The following is a 17,921-nucleotide window of genomic DNA, read 5'->3' on the forward strand; positions in this document are numbered from 1 at the left end:
CTCGGTCGCCCTCCTCGCCGCTCGGCAGGAGGGTTTTCTTGTCTAAAATGCAATTTTAAGTGGCGCTTTTGCAACGCTCGTTGCCCGATGCGCGAATTTTTCGAGTTTAGACCGCCCTCAGCCTCTTTTTCTCCGCTCAAAGCCCATGGCGCTTGCGCCGGTTTTGCGTCATGACTTCCGTTGGAAGGACGCGGGCCGACTATCAGCCCGTCGATTGAGGTGTTTGAGGATAATATGGCGAACGGTGTCGTTAAGTGGTTCAACCCGGCCAAGGGCTTTGGCTTCATTCAGCCCGAGGACGGCGGCCAGGACGTGTTCGTCCACATCGCCGCGGTTGAACGCTCGGGTCTCTCGGGCCTGAACGAGGGTGATCAAGTCGCGTACGAACTGGAAGAAGATCGTCGCTCGGGCAAGACCTCGGCGGGTCAGCTGCGCGTGACGGGTCACGGCCCGGCTCCGGCCGGCGGCGGTCGCGGCGCTCCCCGTCCTTCGCGCGGCTTCGACAGCCCGCGTGGCGGCGGCGGTTTCTCGTCGGGCACCGGCGAAAGCGGCACGGGCGTCGTGAAGTGGTTCAACACCACCAAGGGCTTTGGCTTCATCCAGCCCGACAATGGCGGCGGCGATGTGTTCGTGCACATCTCGGCCGTGGAGCGCGCCGGTCTGCGTGGCCTGAACGAAGGCCAGCAAGTTGGCTACGAGCTTGAACAGGACCGCCGCTCGGGCAAGACCTCGGCCGGCAACCTGCGCATCCTCTAAGATCGCGTCCCAAGGAAAAGGCCGCCCGAACGGACGGCCTTTTCAGAGGTTTTTGGAAGGCCCCGCCGATGCTGACGCGTCGGACGGGGCCTTTCGGCGTTTCCGGAGGGCTTACGCCCCGGCGCGCTCGGACGCCGCCTGGTTCACCGCCAGGGCCGTCAGGTTGACGATGCCGCGCGCCGTGACATTGGGCGTCAGGACGTGCAGCGGCTTGGCCATGCCCAAGAGGATCGGGCCCACCAACAGGGACTCCGTGGCGGCGCTGAGCAGGGTCAGGCCGATATTGGCGGCGTCCAGGGTCGGCATGACCAGCAGATTGGCCGAGCCCTTCAGCGGGCTGTCGGCGACCAGGCGGTCGCGCAGGTGCTGGGTCAGGGCGGCGTCGGCGTGCATTTCGCCGTCGACCTCCAGATCCGGCGCCTGACGCCGCAGGAGGGCCAGGGCCTCGCGCATCTTGCGCGCGGTCGGCGAGTTGCTGGCCCCGAACGACGAGTGCGAAAGCAGGGCGGCCTTGGGCGTCAAGCCAAAGCGCCTGACAGCCTCGGCGGCCAGCTGCGTGCATTCGGCGATCTGCTCGGCGGTCGGATCCACATTGACGTGGGTGTCGCAGAAGAACAGCGTGCCGTTGTCCAGGATCAGGGTCGACAGGGCGTAGACGCGGCTGACGTTCTCGCGACGCGGGATGATCGGCAGGGCGTAGGTCATGTGCTGCCACCAATCGCCGCTGCCGCCGACGAGCGCGGCCTCGACATAGCCCGACAACAGCAGCATCGAGGCGGCCACGGTCCGGCGTCCCTGGACGCGCCGCGCGGCGGCGATCGGCGGCACGCCCCGCCGGCCGACCAGACGTTGGTAGTCGAGCGCCAGCGGGTCGAACAGCTCCTTGTCGTCATACGGATCGACGATCTCGACCGTCTCTCCGACGCGCAGGCGCAGACCCAGCTCCTCGATCTTGGCCTTGATCACCTCGCGCCGGCCGACCAGGACCGGCTTGGCCAGGCCCTCGTCGACGACGGTCTGGACGGCGCGCAGGATGCGTTCGTCCTCGGCCTCGGCATAGGCGACCTTGACCGGCGCCTTGCGGGCCCGTTCGAACACCGGCCGCATCAGCTGGCCCGAGCGGTAGACGAACAGCTCCAGTTCGCGGCGGTAGACATCGAAGTCGGCGATCGGGCGGGTGGCCACGCCGCTGTCCATCGCCGCCTTGGCCACCGCCGGCGCGATCTGCAGGATCAGGCGCGGGTCGAAGGGCTTGGGGATGATGTATTGCGCGCCGAACACCGGCGCGGCGCCGCCATAGGCCGATGCGACCACCTCGGAAGCCTCGGCGCGGGCCAACTCGGCGATCGCCTCGACCGCGGCGACCTTCATGGCCTCGTTGATCTCGGAGGCGCCGACGTCCAGCGCGCCACGGAAGATGAACGGGAAGCAGAGGACGTTGTTGACCTGGTTGGGGTAGTCGCTGCGTCCGGTGGCCATGATGGCGTCGGGGCGCTGGGCCTGGACCAGCTCCGGCAGGATCTCGGGTTCCGGATTGGCCATGGCCAGGATCAGCGGGTTCGGCGCCAGCAAGGGCAGCCACTCGGCCTTGAAGACACGCGGGGCCGAGAGGCCCAGGAAGATGTCGGCGCCGGGAAGCACTTCGGGCAGGGTGCGGGCGTCGGTCTGGCGCGCGTAGCGGGCCATGTTTTCGGGCATGTCCGGTTCGCGACCGGCGTGCACCACGCCCTTGATGTCGGTCAGGGTGACGTTCTCGACCGGAAGGCCCATCGAGACCAGGAGGTCGACGCAGGCCAGGGCCGCCGCGCCGGCGCCCGAGGTGACAAGCTTGACGTCCTTCAGCGCCTTGCCCTGCACGAGCAGCGCGTTGCGGACGGCGGCCGCGCAGACGATGGCGGTGCCGTGCTGGTCGTCGTGGAAGACCGGAATGTTCATCCGCTCGCGCAGCGCGCGCTCGATGATGAAGCACTCGGGGGCCTTGATGTCCTCGAGATTGACGCCGCCGAAGGTCGGCTCCAGGGCCGCGACGGTCTCGATAAAGCGGTCGGGGTCCTTGGCGTCGACCTCGATGTCGAACACGTCGATGCCGGCGAATTTCTTGAAGAGGACGGCCTTGCCTTCCATCACCGGCTTGGACGCCAGGGGGCCGATGTCGCCCAGGCCCAGCACGGCGGTGCCGTTCGAGATCACGGCCACCAGGTTGCCGCGCGCGGTGTAGTCGCGGGCGAGGTCCGGGTTCTCGGCGATCGCCACGCAAGGCGCCGCGACGCCGGGCGAATAGGCGAGGGCGAGATCGCGTTGGGTGGCCATCCGCTTGGTGGCCTCGATCGTCAGTTTCCCGGGGCGCGGCAGGCGGTGATAGTCCAGCGCCGCCTTGCGGAAATCCTCGTCCATTCGGTGTTCCTCTTAGACCATTCTGCGCGCGCGTCGCGCGCCCGTCTCGTTCGCGGACCGTCAAAGGGTCTAGCTACCGGGGATGAGCCGTTTTTCCAACCCTGAGCGCCCGAAGCGTCGATCAAATTATGGTAGCGGTAACATATCTTGAGGGCGCTCCGATGTCCGAGATGTGCCGCGAAGGGGCGCGCAAGTAATAAATCTATTATATAGTGCCCGCGCTTCGGGCGCCCGCCGCCGCCTTCCTTGGCGCTTCTCCTTCCAGCGCGACCAAGCGGGGCAAGGCGCTGGACAGGGCGCCCGGAGCGACCGAGCATCGCGGGACGAGACGATCAGAGGGCTGAGCATGACGGGACTGACCACGCATATCCTTGACCAGGCCGCCGGCAAACCGGCGGCGGGGGTCCGGGTGAGCGTGTCCCGACGCGACGGGGACGTCGTCACGCGGCTGGCGGAATTCCGCACCGACTCGGACGGCCGTGCGCGGCTTATCGCCCCCGAAGACTTTCAGGTCGGGGCCTACCGCCTGGAATTCGCCATCGGCGATCACTTCAAGGCGTCGGGACTGCCAGTCGCCGATCCGCCGTTCCTGGACGTGGTGGTCATCGACTTCGCCGCGTCGAGCGTCGACCGGCATTGGCATGTGCCGCTGCTGGTCTCGCCGTATGGTTATTCCACCTACCGGGGCAGCTGAATGGGCGAGACGATCCGGTTCCTGCTGGATGGAGAGGCGCGGGAGGTCCATGGGGCCAACCCGACGACGACCTTGCTGGAACACCTGCGCGGACCGATGCGGCGCACCGGAACCAAGGAAGGCTGCGCCGAGGGCGACTGCGGGTCGTGCACGGTGCTGGTCGGCGAGCCGGAGGGAGAGGGCGTCGCCTGGCGGGCCGTCAATGCCTGCATCCAGTTATTGCCCATGGTCCATGGCAAGGCCTTGATGACGGTCGAAAGCCTGGCCAAGAACGGCCAGCCGCATCCGGTGCAGCAGGCCATGGTTGACCGGCATGGATCGCAGTGCGGCTTCTGCACGCCGGGGATCGTGATGTCGCTGTATGCGCGAGCGATCGGCTCCAAGGGGGCGCGCGCGCCGGTCGGCGAGGTTCTGGCCGGGAACCTGTGCCGCTGCACCGGCTATGGTCCGATCATCGAGGTCGCCAAGGGCGTGAGCGCCGAGGCCGCGCCGGAGGTTGATCTCTCCGCCGTGCGCGACGAGACGATGCTGACGCTGAGCTTCCAGGACGAGGTTCATGGCGTGACCCGGACCTGGCTGGCGCCGCGCACTGCGGACGAGCTGGCCCAGGCCTATCTGGAGCATCCGGACGCCACGATCGTGGCCGGCGCCACCGATGTCGGCCTCTGGGTGACCAAGCTGCGCAAGCCGTTACCGACGCTGATCAGCCTCTCCGAGGTCGCCGAGCTGAAGGCGCTGCGCGAGACCGAGGGGGGGCTGTGGATCGGCGCGGGCGTTCGCTATGTCGATGCGATCGCGGCCGTGGCCAAGCTCTACCCGGATCTCGGGGCCATGATGCGCCGGCTCGGCTCGACCCAGGTGCGCAACAGCGGCACCATCGGCGGCAATATCGCCAACGGCTCGCCGATCGGCGACATGCCGCCGGCCCTGATCGCGGCGGGGGCGCGACTGGTTCTGCGTCGGGGCGGCGAGCGCCGCGAGATGGCGCTGGAAGCGTTTTTCCTCGATTACGGCAAGCAGGATCGCCGGCCCGGCGAATTCGTCGAGGCGGTGATCGCGCCTCGTCTGGACGCGGGACGGATTTTCAAGGTCTTCAAGCTGTCCAAGCGTTTCGACCAGGATATCTCGGCGGTGTGCGGCGCCTTCTCGCTGTTGGTCGAGGACGGCGTGGTCCGCGACGCCCGGGTCGCGTTCGGCGGCATGGCCGGCACGCCCAAGCGCGCCCAGGCCTGCGAGGTCGCGCTGATTGGCCAGCCGTGGACCGAGGCGACGGTCGAGGCGGCAATGGGCGCGCTGGACGCCGACTATACGCCGATGAGCGACATGCGCGCCTCGGCGGCCTACCGGTCGCTGGCGGCGCGGAACATACTGCGCAAAGTCCTGCTTGAGAGCCAGGACCCCGGCGGCGAAACCCGCATTGTCCCGGAGAGCGCGCATGGCTGACTCCGCGGCGACCACATCGATGATCGAGACCGCGCCGGTTCGCGGCGTGCACGCGGCTTTGCCGCATGACAGCGCCGCGCGTCATGTGTCGGGCTCGGCGATCTATATCGACGACCTGCCCGAGCCGGCCGGCTTGCTGCATGTGGCGTTTGGTCGGAGCGCCAAGGCCCGCGCCAGGATCGCGCGGATGGACCTGTCCGCCGTCCGCGCCGCGCCCGGGGTGGTTCTGGTGCTGAGCGCCGAGGACGTGCCTGGCGAGAACGACGTCAGCCCCGTCATCCACGACGATCGCCTGTTCGCCGACGGCGAGGTCTATTGCGTGGGGCAAAGCCTGTTCGCGGTCGCCGCGACGTCGCTGTCCGCCGCCCGCGCCGCCGCGGCCAAGGCCGTGGTCGAGTATGAGGATCTGCCCGCCGCCATCGACATCGCCGCCGCACGCGCGATGGACCTCAAGATCGAAGCCAGCCAGAGGATGGCGCGCGGCGACGCCCAGGGCGCCCTGGCCAGCGCGCCGCGCCGGGCGCGGGGCCGGTTCGTGATCGGCGGCCAAGACCACTTCTATCTCGAGGGCCAGATCGCCCTGGCGACGCCGCGCGAGGACGGCGACGTCCATGTGTGGTCCTCGACCCAGCACCCCACCGAGGTGCAGCACCTGATCGCCCGCGTGCTGGGCAAGCCCGACCATTGCGTGACGGTCGAGGTGCGCCGCATGGGCGGGGGCTTTGGGGGCAAGGAGACGCAGGCGTCGCTGTTCGCCGCCGCCGCCGCCCTGGTCGCCGTCAAGACCGGGCGGCCCGCCAAGTGCCGTCCCGATCGCGACGAGGACATGGTCATGACCGGCAAGCGGCATGACTTCGAGGTCGTCTATGATGTCGGCTTCGAGGACGACGGCCGGCTGACTGGCCTGTCGCTGGAGCTGGCGTCGCGTTGCGGCGCGACGACCGACCTGTCGCCGGCGATCAACGACCGGGCGATGTTCCACGCCGACAACGCCTACTTCCTGCCGGCGGTCGAGATCCTATCGCATCGCTATCGAACCCATACGGTGTCGAATACGGCCTTCCGGGGTTTTGGCGGGCCGCAGGGCATGATCGCCATCGAGCGGGTGATGGACGCCGTGGCCGCCGCTGTCGGCCTCGACCCGCTGGAGGTGCGCCGCCGCAATCTCTATGGCGGCGAGGGACGCGACCTGACGCCCTATGGTCAGGTGGTGGAGGACAATGTCGCGCCGCAGCTGATCGACGAGCTGGCCGCGTCCTGCGCTTACGAGGCGCGCCGCCGCGAGATCGAAGCCTTCAACGCCGCGAGCCCCGTGCTGAAGAAGGGCATCGCCCTGACGCCTGTGAAGTTCGGCATCTCGTTCACGACCACTCACCTGAACCAGGCGGGGGCGCTGCTGCACCTCTACGCCGACGGCTCGATCATGCTGAACCACGGCGGGACCGAGATGGGGCAGGGGCTGAACGTCAAGATCGCCCAGATCGTCGCCCAGGCCTTCCAGGTCGACGTGGCGCGGGTGAAGATCACCTCGACCGTCACCGACAAGGTGCCCAACACCTCGGCCACCGCCGCCTCGTCGGGCGCGGACCTGAACGGCATGGCGGCCTTGAACGCGGCCGAGACCATCAAGGCGCGGCTGGTCGCCTTCGCCGCCGACAAATGGGGCGTCGCGCCCGACGCGGTGGCCTTCACCCCGGCCGGCGTCCGCGTGGGGGCAGAGACTTTCGAGTTCGGCGGGTTCATTCGTCAGGCCTATCTGGCGCGGATTTCGCTGTCGGCGACCGGCTTCTACGCCACGCCCAAGATCCATTACGACCGCGCGACCCACACGGGTCGGCCCTTCTATTATTTCGCCTATGGGGCGGCTTGCAGCGAGGTGCTGATCGACACCCTGACCGGCGAGATGAAGGTCACGCGCGCCGATATCCTGCACGACGTCGGCAAGTCGCTGAATCCAGCCATCGACCTTGGCCAGATCGAGGGCGGCTTCGTTCAGGGCATGGGCTGGCTGACGACCGAGGAGCTGGTCTATGACGGGCAAGGTCGCCTGAGGACCCACGCGCCCTCGACCTACAAGATTCCCACCTGCGGCGACCGGCCGGCGCATCTGGACGTGCGGCTTTGGAGGTCCGGGCGCAATGTCGAGGCGACCGTGCACCGCTCCAAGGCCGTCGGCGAGCCCCCCTTGATGCTGGCGATCTCGGTGCACAGCGCGATCAGCCACGCGGTGGCGAGCCTGGGGGATTATCGGGTGTTCCCCGACCTGAACGCGCCGGCGACTCCCGAGGCGATCCTGATGGCCTGCGAGGATGTTCGGAGGCGGGCGCATGCATAGCGCCCCCTCCGTCTCGCTGCGTATTCGCAGCGATACACCTCCCCCGCGCGCGGGGGAGGAACGGGTCCGTTTCTCCTCCCCCGTTCAACGGGGGAGGTTGCGCGGCGCGGATACGCGCCGTGACGGAGGGGGCGCATGAGCCGGAACTGGGCCCGCGCCGCCCTGGCGCGTCTCGACGCTCACGATGAGGCCGCGCTGGTCACCGTCCTCGCCACCGAGGGCTCGGCGCCGCGCGAGGCGGGGACCAAGATGGTTGTCTGGCGAGGGGGCCAGGACGGCACGATCGGCGGCGGCAATCTGGAGTACCGCGTGGCCGATCAGGCGCGGCGGATGCTGGACATCCCTCAGACCCAGTTCGCGATCCAGGACTATCCGCTGGGGCCGCTGCTGGCGCAGTGCTGTGGGGGGCGGGTGCGTCTGTTCCTCGAGCGTCTGAACGATAACAGCCGCGGCTGGCTGACCGAGGCCGCCCAGCGCATGGACGCGGCCGAGCCGTTCGAGGTCCGCACGCGCTTCGAGCCTGGAGCCTTGACCAAGAGCATCGCGCCGATCCTGAGCGCCCAGGACGAGGCGCCCCCCGTCACCCTGGCGGGAGGACCGGCCAGCGCGCGCGGGCCTCGCCCCGCGCCAGGCGACGAACTGGTCGAGCGCGCCGACGCGCCGCGTCCGCCGTTGCTGCTGTTCGGCGCCGGCCATGTTGGCCAGGCGATTGCCCGAGCCTTCGAGCCGCTGCCGTTCCAGCTCTTCTGGTACGACACCCGCCCCGAGACCGCCGACCTTCCCGGCGTTAGCGTGCTGTCGCCGGCCGAGATGGCCGCCAAGGCCATGGGCGCGGATCCCGACGCCTTCGGCCTGGTGCTGACGCACGATCACGCCCTCGACTACGCCCTGGTCTCGGCCGGCTTGGCGGGCGGGGGCTTTTCGTATTTCGGGGTCATAGGCTCGAAGACCAAGCGCGCTCGTTTCATGCGGCGGTTACGCGATGATGGTTTCTCCGAGGCCGCGCTGACCCGCCTGACCTGTCCCATCGGTCTGCCTCAACTGAAGAGCAAGGCGCCGGAGGTGATCGCGGTCTCGGTGGCGGCCGATCTCCTGATGCGCCAGGAGGCGGCGCGCGTTCGAAACGACGAAGGCCTGATCCGTGCAAGCTTATAGAGGGTCCATTCTCCACCTGCTGGAGGATCCGACCAAGACGACGAACGCGGAGGCGGTGGCCTTCCACGAGGATGGCCTGCTGCTGGTAGAGGGCGGCCGCGTGGCCGGCTGCGGCCCCTACGCCGATCTGGCGCCTTGGCTGGGCGGCGCTGAACTGACGGACCTCACCGGCCATCTGATCACGCCGGGCTTCATCGACACGCACATCCATTTCCCGCAGATCGACGTCATCGCCGCGCACGGCAAGCAACTGCTGGACTGGCTGGAGCAACACACCTTCCCGGCCGAGGCGGCCTTCGCCGATCCCAAACACGCGGCGGACGCGGCGGCGTTCTTCCTCGACGAGCTGCTGCGCAACGGCACGACCACGGCGCTGGTGTTCGGTTCGGTGCACAAGGTCTCGGTCGACGCCCTGTTCGCCGAGGCCTATGCGCGCGACATGCGCCTGATCGCCGGCAAGGCGCTGATGGACCGCAACGCGCCGGAAGGGCTGACCGACACGGTCGAGACCAGCCTCGCCGACATGGAGGCGCTGATCGCCGACTGGCACGGCAAGGGGCGGCTCGGCTACGCCGTGACGCCGCGCTTCGCCATCAGTTGCAGCGACGCGCAACTGGCCATGGCTGGCGAGGTCCTGGCCCAGCATCCCGACGTCTGGATGCAGACCCACCTCGCCGAGAACCTGCACGAGATCAAGGAGACCGCGCGGCTGTTTCCCAAGGCCCGGGACTATCTGGACGTCTATGACGGCTTCGGGCTCCTGCGGAAACGCTCGGTCTTCGCCCACTGCGTCCACCTGAAGGGCGACGCCTTCCGACGGCTAGCGGCCAAGGACGGGGCGGTGGCCTTCTGCCCGACCTCGAACTTGTTCCTCGGCTCGGGTCTCTTTCCCCTGGAGGAGGCGTGCTCGCACGGGGTCAAGGTCGGCGTCGGCACCGACGTCGGGGCCGGCACGACCTTCTCGATCCTCCACACCCTGGGGGAGGCCTACAAGGTCGGCCAACTGCGGGACGACGCGCTGGATCCGTTCCACGCCCTTTACCTGGCGACGCTGGGCGGCGCGCGGGCGCTGGATCTGGACGACAAGATCGGCAACCTGTCGCCGGGCAAGGAAGCCGACTTCGTGGTGCTGGACCTGGCCGCGACGCCGCTGATGGCGCGGCGGCTGGCGGGCGCCAAGACCCTGGAGGACAAGCTCTTCGCCCTGACCGTGTTAGCCGACGATCGGGTGGTGGCGGGGACCTATCTGGCGGGCGTGGAGCGGTATCGGGCCGTGCGAGCCCCCACCTGACCTCGCTACGCGAGGTCTGTCCGCCCCCAGACGGGGGCGGAGGACAATTCCTCCCCCGTCTGGGGGAGGGGGACCGCCGAACGGCGGTGGAGGGGGCTTACCCTTGCGCCACCGTCATCGTCTCGGCGTACAGCTTCAGCAACCGCGCCCCGTCCACGGCGACCGTGATCGCCTGGATCGGCTGGTCGTCCCAGGCGCTGGGGCCGAACAGTTCGCCCTCGACCTTCTGGCAGGTCTGGCCCAGGGCGACGCCCTCGGTCACCACGCGCACCGAGCCGCGCCGCACCGTGAACAGCGTCGGGTCGATCACGAAGGCCACCGCCGCCGCGTCGTGGACGCAGCAGCCGACGATGCCGTCCCGGCCGCCATAGAACGCCGCGTAGGGCTTGGAGATCGCGTTCAGGAACACGCCGACATCGCCGCCGCTGGCCGCCAGGGCGTCCATATAGTCCGGCGACATCACCACCTGGGTCGTCACGTCCAGGCTGACGGCGGTCAGGTTCCAGGGCGCGGTGAAGACCTGATCGGCGGCCTCGGGGTCGTTCCAGATATTGGCCTCGGCCACGGGTGTGACATTGCCCGGCTTGCCGGCCACGCCGAACGCGCCGCCCATGATCACCACGGACTTCAGCAGGGTGGCGACCTCGGGATCGGCCCGCAGCGCCAGGGCGAGATTGGTCAGCGGACCAACGGCGCACAGCACCACCTCGCCCGGATACTGGCGGGCCAGGTCGATGATCGCCTGGTGGGCGGGCTTGGCCTCGGGCTCGGCGGCGACGAGGCCGGTCAGCTCGACATCGCCCAGGCCGTTCTCGCCGTGCACGAAGGTCGGGGAGGGGTTGCGCGGCCGGGTCAGCGGCTTGTCCGTCCCCTTGTAGACCGGCGCCTTGATGCCGAAGCGCTGCTTCAGATAGAGCGCGTTGCGGGTCGTGGTTTCGATGTCGGAATTGCCGAAGATGGTCGTCACGGCGATCAGGTCGAGGGCGGGGCTCGCCTCGATGAACAGCAGCGCCATCGCGTCGTCGATGCCGGGATCGGTGTCGAAGATGATCTTGGTGGGGTTCGTCATTCTGGGGCTGTAGCGCTTTTCTCAGGTCGAGGCGAGGCGCTGATCCGCGCCAGCCTGCATCAGGGAGACGTGGGCCGAGGCGACCTTCCAGCCGTCGCGGGTGCGGATCCAGGTCTGGCTTTGGCGGCCGATCATGCCGGTGTCGTCGCGGCGAAACGCGACGTTGGCGACGGCGAAGTCCGAGCCGAAGCTGGTGATCTCGGTGCGCAGGCGCGTGCGCGGCGGCGAGCCGCCGGTCCGGCCGACGCGAAAGGCGGCGATCTCGGCGAAGCCCCACAGGTTCTCGGCCACGCCCAGACGCACCGTGTGCGGCGAATTCCAGAAGGCGTCGTCCAGCGCAGCGATGTCGTTGGCCATCAGCGCGGCTTCATACGCGTCGACGGCGTCGGTGACTTCGGAGAGGACGGTGGGATCGTTGACGATCACGGGGCGCCTTTCGGGGGATGGGCGGCGACCACGCCGTCGCGTTGCAGACGCAGGGCCGCGGCGAAGGCCAGGTCCTCGCGCCAGGGCGGGGCGATGATCTGCACGCCGACCGGCAACTGGCCCGGCCTGCTCACGGGCGCGGCGACCACCGGCAGGCCGATGAAGCTGATCGGCTGGGTGAAGGCGCCGAGGTTCTTGCGCACCGAGACGGGGACCCCGTCCATCTCCATGGTCGCCTGACCGATCGGCGGGGCGGGGCAGACCGACGACGGGGCCAGCAGGATGTCGAAGCGCTGGAAGGCCTCGCGGACCTCATCGCGGAAGATCGTGCGGAACCGCCGCGCCGCCTGATGCACGCCCTTCGGCAACAGAGCGCCGGCCAGCAGGCGGTCGCGGACGGCGGGGTCGTAGTCCAGCGCGCGGGAGGCCAGATCATCGCGATGCAGTTCGCCGCCTTCGAAGGCGGTGAGGCAGAAGGCGGCGGCGCGGGCCGCCTGGGCGCCGGCAAGCTCCACTGGAGCGGCGTCGGCGCAGGCGTCGGCGACCCGGCCCAGGGCGTCCAGCACCTCGGGAAACGCGCCTTGCTGGAACCAGCCGCCTAGCACGCCGACGCGCAAGGGGCGCTCGGCCAGGTCTTCGAGGCGGCCGCTCAGGGGCTCGGCGGCCCGAACGCATAGGGCGTCGCCCTCGGGATCGGGACCCTGCAAAACGTCGTAGGCCAGCGCCAGATCCTCGACCGAGCGCGCGAACGGACCGACATGATCCAGGCTCTCGACGAACGGAAAGACCCCCTGGCGCGACAGGCGACCATAGGTGGGCTTGAGGCCGAAGACGCCGCATAGGCTGGCCGGAATGCGGATCGAGCCGTTGGTGTCCGAGCCCAGGGTCAGCGGAACCAGCCCCGCCGCCACGGCCGCCGCCGAACCGCCCGACGAGCCTCCCGCGATCCGGCTGGGGTCATGCGGGTTGCGGGCAGGGCCGTCATGGGCGTTCTCGGTGACGAAGCCGTAGGCGAATTCGTCCATGTTCAGCGCGCCGACCAGGATCGCGCCCGCGGCGGTCAGGCGTCGCACCAAGGTCGCGTCGCGCGACGGCGTCGCGGCGTCGCGTCGGATCTTCGAGCCCGCCAGGGTGGGCAGGTCTTCGATATCGAACAGGTTCTTCACCGCCACCGGGACGCCGGCCAGCGGTCCGACGGGACGGCCAGCGGCGAGGTCGGCGTCGACCGCGTCGGCGGCGACCAGGGCGCGGGCGTGCGTGACGGCTGTGAACGCGTTGATCCCGCCGTCCAGCCGCTGGATGCGCGACAGGGTGGCCTCGGTGACCGATCGGGCGGTGACGCGACCCGCGCGGACCTCGCCGGCGATCTCGACGACGCTGGGGAAGCTCACGGCTGGAACGTCTCCGGCGGCTCGCCGGCTCGGTCGCCCAAGGCGGCGACGAACAGGGCCGTCTGGCTCTTCAGCAGGGCGATGTTGTCAATCACGCCGGGCAGGGCCTCGGCGGGGATCGAAAGCTCCAGCGCGGCGGCGCGGGCCGCGGTCCAGGGACCCGCCTCGGCGTCTCCGAGATTGAGGAGGGCTTCCGTCTCCATGTCGAGCGCCATGCGGCCAGGCTCCTTAAGTAAGAAAAAACTTCATACACCCAGGTTCGCCGGCTGCGCCAGCCCAGCTTGGCCTCGGTGGCTCCAGCGCCCAAGCGGGCGTCATTCGCGGCGCGGATCGCCCGCTTGGCGGGCAGTGGCGGCGCGAGCGCGGCGTCCGCGCCTGCGCGAGCTTGGCTCGTTGGGGAAGCCGCGCGAGAGCATGAGGTAATAGAAGGCTTACTTGATGACGCATCACCGACTGGCTTCCACGCCCGACACCATCCGCTTTGGCATGTTCGACGCGGCCTTCGATCCCGTGCTGACCATCGCTTCGGGCGACAGCGTCACCTTCGAGTGCGTGTCCGGCGGCGTCGAGGTGATGCCGCCGCCCGGCTCGCCCCACGCCGTTCCGCCCGCGCTCCGGGCGATCCACGCCAGCGACCCGCCGCGCATCGGTCCGCACATCCTGACCGGCCCCGTCGCCATCGTCGGCGCCGAGCCCGGCGACACGCTGGAGGTGCGGATCGAGGCGATCGAGCCCAACAACGACTGGGGCTACTGCGCCGTGCGCCCGCTGGCCGGCACGATCCCGGAGGATTTCCCCGACCGTTATGTCAGCCACATCGCCGTCGATCGGGCGCGGAGCGTGTGCAAGCCCGACTGGGGGCCGGAACTGCCGCTGGCGCCGTTCTTCGGCACCATGGGCGTCGCCCCGCCCGCCCGGTATGGCCGTCTCTCCAGCCGCGAGCCGCGCGAGCATGGCGGCAACATGGACAACAAGGAACTGGTCGCCGGCTCGACCCTCTTCCTGCCGGTCTGGGTTCCGGGCGCGAACTTCTCGGTCGGCGACGGCCACGGGCGACAGGGCGACGGCGAGGTCTGCGTCAACGCTCTGGAAATGGGCCTGACGGGGACCTTCACCTTCGTGCTGCACAAGGGCGCGTCGCTGGCCTGGCCCCGCGCCGAGACGCCGACCCACTACATCCTGATGGGCTTCAACGAGGATCTGGACCTGGCCATGAAACAGGCCTTGCGCCAGACGATCGACTTCATCGTCGCCCGCTCGGCCCTGACCCGCGTCCAGGCCTATCAGTTCTGTTCGCTGGCCGTGGACTTCCGCGTGACCCAGACCGTCAATGGCGAGAAGGGCGTCCACGCCCTGCTGAAGAAGGGCCTGTTGTTCTGACATTCTCCACCTGGGCGCGCGCCAAGCCCTCTCGCGAAGGCCATCGCGAAGGTTGAACGTCGCGGCGCCGTCTCGGTCGAGACCTGTGCCAACCCGGGCCGACTTCCCTTGCCGCGTAAGGAATTTCGATCTCGATGCGGGACAACCTCCGCGTCGGGACCTGTCCTTCGTGGTTAATTCTCCCGTAAAAGCTGAATGCCTTTCGGCGCCGCCCTTGCAGGCGATAGATCACGCTTTAGTTGAAGGCTTGGGCTGGGGAACTCGAAATGGAACTGCACGGCACGAACGGCGCGGACACCCTGACGGGCGGCCCGGGCGACGACACGCTCTACGGCTTCGCCGGCAACGATACGCTGTACGGCGGCAAGGGCGACGACGTGCTGGCGGGCAACGAGGGCAACGACAAGCTCTACGGCGGCGAGGGCGACGACTACCTGCTGGGCGGGCCCGGCGACGATCTGCTGGACGGCGGTCCCGGCAACGACTGGGCGTCCTACGAGGACGCGACCTCGGGCGTGACGGTCAATCTGAACCTGACCGGTCCGCAGAACACCGGCGGCGGCGGCAAGGATACCCTGGTCTCCATCGAGAACCTGTACGGCTCGCCCTATAACGACGTCCTGACCGGCGACGCCCACGACAACATGATCGTCGGCGGCGCGGGCAATGACACCCTCTATGGCGGCGGCGGCAACGACACCCTGTGGGGCGGCGCGGGCAACGACACGCTGGATGGCGGCGACGGCGACGACTACCTGGTCGGCGGCGCGGGCGATGACGTTCTCAAGGGCGGGAAGGGCAACGACTGGGCGTCCTACGAGGACGCGACCTCGGGCGTCACCGTCGACCTGACCAAGACCGGGCCGCAGGACACCGGCGGCGCGGGCAAGGACACGCTGATCAGCATCGAGAACCTTTACGGCAGCAAGTACGACGACGTCCTGACCGGCGACGCCCACGACAACTACCTGTGGGGCGGCGAGGGCAACGACAAGCTTTATGGCGGCGCGGGCGACGACCACCTGTCGGGCGGTCCGGGCGTCAATCTCATCGACGGCGGCCAGGGCTTCGACACGGTGGACTATGCGTTCGCCGACAAGGGCATGGTCGTCGACCTGTCGAAGGGGACGGCGACCGGCGGGGCCACCGACACCCTGGTGTCGATCGAGGCCGTGATGGGCTCGACCCACGACGACGTCATCACCGGCAACGACGCCGAGAACTATCTGTTCGGCGACGCGGGCAATGACGTGCTCTACGCCGTCGGCGGCAACGACACCCTGGACGGCGGCGACGGCAACGATGTGCTGCGGGGGAGCTTCCATAAGCCGGGCGACATCCTGCTCGGCGGCGCGGGCGACGACCTGGTCATCGTGTTCACGGGACCCGGGAGCGAGGGCGTCACGACCGTCGATGGCGGCTCGGGGAACGACACCCTGCTATTCTCGTCGGGGCAGGACATCACCTTCGACCTGCGGGTCACGACCGATCAGGTGGTCTCGCCCGGCGTCCACATGGTCGTGCAGAACATCGAGAACGTCACCGGCGGCGCGGGCAATGACCACCTGACCGGCGACGCGGGCAATAACGTGATCAACGGCGGCGCGGGGAACGACGTCCTCGACGGCGGCGCCGGCTTCGACATCGCCTCCTACGAAGGCGGTCCGGCCGTGCGGGTTGACCTGTCGAAGACCGGCCCGCAGGACACCCACGGCGCCGGGATCGACACCCTGATCAATTTCGAGGGCCTGAAGGGCTCCAGCCTGGGCGACATCCTGATCGGCGACGGCAAGGACAATACCCTGGAAGGCGGCGCGGGCGACGACATCCTCGATGGCGGCGCCGGCGTCGACACCGCGATCTTCACGGGCGCTTCCACGGACTACACCTGGACCAAGAACGCCAACGGTACGTGGACCGTGAAGGGTCTCGACGGCGTCGACACCCTGCTGAACATCGAGAAGCTACAGTTCAATGACAAGACCGTGACGCTGCCGTCGTCGGATACGACGGTGACAGTGGATGATGTCGTGAAACCCGTTGTCATTGCCTCGTCCGACCATGCCTTCGTCGACGCGGTTTTCTCGCCGAACGGACGCACAGCCTATGTTTCAGACAAGGACGGCTACATCTCGGCGATTGATACGACGACTGGCGAGGTGCGCGCGCACGTGAAGGTGGGGACGAACCTGGGTGGCATGGACGTCTCGGCCGACGGGCGCTACTTGGTCGCGACCGAAGGCAAGATCGAGACCGTCTCCATGTCGCCCGGCGATGCGTCGCAGGCGACCATCACGGTTCACGTACTCGATCTGCAGACCGGCCTGGTCAAGGACTACGCCACCAGCGCAACGGGTACGGATCGGGAATTCACCGACGCCGCGTTCCTGGCCAATGGCCAGATCGTCTTGGCCCAGGCCTCAAGCATCACCCAGCTCACGCCCAAGTCCTTGAGCACCTTGGACCCGGCCACGGGCGTTTTTACTCTTAGCGCGCAGACCTATCAGAGCGCAGTGCTGAGTGTGAGTAATGACCACCAGAAGGTATTGGTGGGGCCGACGAATCTTTTCGAAGCCCCGCTCGCCGTCCAGGCTTCCAGTATCGGTCAGACCGCCCAGGTCGGTGGTGTGACGGGCACCAATATGGGGGTCCAAGCGATTTCCAGCGCTAACGGACTGATCGCCCAATGGACGACCTTGCACAAGTTTACTGCCTACGACTCGTCGCTGAATGTGGTCGCCGACTTGGGTAAACTGCATCCCGAGATCGCAAGCGTCTATGGCATGGACTTCAGCGGCGACGGCCAGCATCTTTTCGTCGTTGATCAGGTGACCGACCGAGTTTTCGAGCTTTCGACCTCGACCTGGGATGTCGAGCATGTGTTCCGGATCGGACTCGATATCGATCCGGTGCTGAACAATAACGGCGCCATCAGTTACAGCTTCACAGGAAGCGCATATGGCGATCGCGTTTCTGTTAGCAACGATAGCGCGCGCTTAACGATCTTCACCGATTCCCAATTGGTGTCCGTGCCCGTTACCGCGATCGAGCTTGGCCAGGATATCGGAAAGCTCTATCGAGGCGGCGCTGGCAACGACATCCTGACCGGCGGTAGCGGTGATGATGTCATCATCGGCGGCAAGGGGGCTGATACCCTGACCGGCGGCGCAGGGGCGGACACCTTCCTGTTCAGCGTCGGTGACTCCTTGCCCACGGATTCCCTGGGTGCGGGTGTGACCGTCATTACGGATTTCGAAAGTAAGGACGCCATCCGTTTCCTGGGTAAGGACCTGCCAATAAGTTTTGGAGCTTATTCGGCGGGGAGCTTTCAAGACGCCCAGTCCCTCGCGGACTATTTCCTCCACGTTCCCGGTTACCACCAGCTCTACGTGGCGATCCAGGTGCGAGGCGACACCTACCTCTTCGCGGGGCAGAGCGTCGACTCGTCGGCGCCGGCGCTGGAGAACGTGATCAAGTTGGCCGGCGTGTCGGCGCAAACGCTCAGCATCGACAACTTCTTCCACTAGCGCGCCTTCTCAGCCGAATGTTAGCCCCCGTTGACCTCATGTTGGCGGGGGCCTTTTGTG

13 protein-coding genes and 1 pseudogene are annotated in these 17,921 nt (G+C 68.0%); 9 read left to right on the forward strand and 5 right to left on the reverse strand.

Annotated elements, in window-relative coordinates:
• Positions 1–234 precede the first annotated feature (234 nt).
• A pseudogene (locus OR37_RS22225) lies at positions 235–438 on the forward strand (cold-shock protein); the annotation flags it as partial.
• 123 nt (positions 439–561) lie between these two features.
• Positions 562–756: a cold-shock protein gene (locus OR37_RS22230; RefSeq protein ID WP_035017693.1), complete on the forward strand. Its 195-nt coding sequence runs from the start codon at positions 562–564 to the stop codon at positions 754–756.
• Between the two features lie 111 nt (positions 757–867).
• On the opposite strand, the gene OR37_RS17980 is transcribed toward OR37_RS22230, so the two are convergent.
• On the reverse strand, positions 868–3,150 hold the full coding sequence (locus tag OR37_RS17980; protein ID WP_004623156.1) for an NADP-dependent malic enzyme: 2,283 nt from the start codon (positions 3,148–3,150) through the stop codon (positions 868–870).
• A gap of 346 nt (positions 3,151–3,496) precedes the next feature.
• Here OR37_RS17980 and uraH point away from each other — a divergent pair, with 346 nt between their 5' ends.
• The 5 genes from uraH to guaD all read left to right on the forward strand — a co-directional run bounded on the left by uraH (position 3,497) and on the right by guaD (position 10,068).
• Positions 3,497–3,844, forward strand: coding sequence for a hydroxyisourate hydrolase (gene uraH / locus OR37_RS17985; protein ID WP_004623158.1), 348 nt, complete (start codon positions 3,497–3,499; stop codon positions 3,842–3,844).
• A complete protein-coding gene (gene xdhA / locus OR37_RS17990; protein ID WP_004623159.1) occupies positions 3,845–5,287 on the forward strand; it encodes a xanthine dehydrogenase small subunit in 1,443 nt (480 codons plus the stop codon). It begins immediately after the preceding gene.
• Complete coding sequence (gene xdhB / locus OR37_RS17995) at positions 5,280–7,622, forward strand: xanthine dehydrogenase molybdopterin binding subunit (protein ID WP_004623161.1); 2,343 nt, start codon at positions 5,280–5,282, stop codon at positions 7,620–7,622. The genes xdhA and xdhB overlap by 8 nt, the downstream gene beginning before the upstream one ends.
• Positions 7,623–7,757: 135 nt before the next feature.
• The gene (xdhC, locus tag OR37_RS18000; protein WP_004623167.1) at positions 7,758–8,777 is read left to right on the forward strand and encodes a xanthine dehydrogenase accessory protein XdhC; all 1,020 of its coding nucleotides are present in this window, start codon (positions 7,758–7,760) and stop codon (positions 8,775–8,777) included.
• The gene (guaD, locus tag OR37_RS18005; RefSeq protein WP_004623169.1) at positions 8,764–10,068 is read left to right on the forward strand and encodes a guanine deaminase; all 1,305 of its coding nucleotides are present in this window, start codon (positions 8,764–8,766) and stop codon (positions 10,066–10,068) included. Before xdhC ends, guaD begins: the two co-directional genes overlap by 14 nt.
• A gap of 97 nt (positions 10,069–10,165) precedes the next feature.
• Here the strand turns inward: guaD and OR37_RS18010 are convergent, their stop codons facing one another.
• The 4 genes from OR37_RS18010 to OR37_RS18025 are packed head-to-tail and all read right to left on the reverse strand — an operon-like array spanning position 10,166 to position 13,169.
• Positions 10,166–11,137, reverse strand: a complete 972-nt coding sequence (locus tag OR37_RS18010) for a nucleoside hydrolase (protein WP_004623171.1) — start codon at positions 11,135–11,137, stop codon at positions 10,166–10,168.
• A 21-nt stretch (positions 11,138–11,158) separates the two neighbouring features.
• On the reverse strand, positions 11,159–11,563 hold the full coding sequence (gene hpxZ, locus OR37_RS18015) for an oxalurate catabolism protein HpxZ (RefSeq protein ID WP_004623173.1): 405 nt from the start codon (positions 11,561–11,563) through the stop codon (positions 11,159–11,161).
• The gene (locus tag OR37_RS18020; RefSeq protein ID WP_004623174.1) at positions 11,560–12,954 is read right to left on the reverse strand and encodes an AtzE family amidohydrolase; all 1,395 of its coding nucleotides are present in this window, start codon (positions 12,952–12,954) and stop codon (positions 11,560–11,562) included. Before OR37_RS18020 ends, hpxZ begins: the two co-directional genes overlap by 4 nt.
• Entirely contained in the window at positions 12,951–13,169 is a 219-nt protein-coding gene (locus OR37_RS18025; RefSeq protein ID WP_004623175.1) for a hypothetical protein, read from the reverse strand. The genes OR37_RS18020 and OR37_RS18025 overlap by 4 nt, the downstream gene beginning before the upstream one ends.
• Before the next feature lie 220 nt (positions 13,170–13,389).
• Here OR37_RS18025 and OR37_RS18030 point away from each other — a divergent pair, with 220 nt between their 5' ends.
• Together OR37_RS18030 and OR37_RS22380 are read left to right on the forward strand one after the other, a co-directional pair.
• Entirely contained in the window at positions 13,390–14,334 is a 945-nt protein-coding gene (locus OR37_RS18030; RefSeq protein WP_165570631.1) for an acetamidase/formamidase family protein, read from the forward strand.
• Positions 14,335–14,600: 266 nt separating this feature from the next.
• Positions 14,601–17,861 carry a cytochrome D1 domain-containing protein gene (locus tag OR37_RS22380; protein ID WP_004623177.1) on the forward strand — a complete coding sequence of 1,087 codons (3,261 nt, stop codon included), beginning with the start codon at positions 14,601–14,603 and terminating at the stop codon, positions 17,859–17,861.
• Positions 17,862–17,921: the final 60 nt, after the last annotated feature.

Origin of the sequence: Caulobacter vibrioides OR37, from assembly GCF_000372645.1 — a bacterium.
Classification (GTDB): domain Bacteria; phylum Pseudomonadota; class Alphaproteobacteria; order Caulobacterales; family Caulobacteraceae; genus Caulobacter; species Caulobacter vibrioides_E.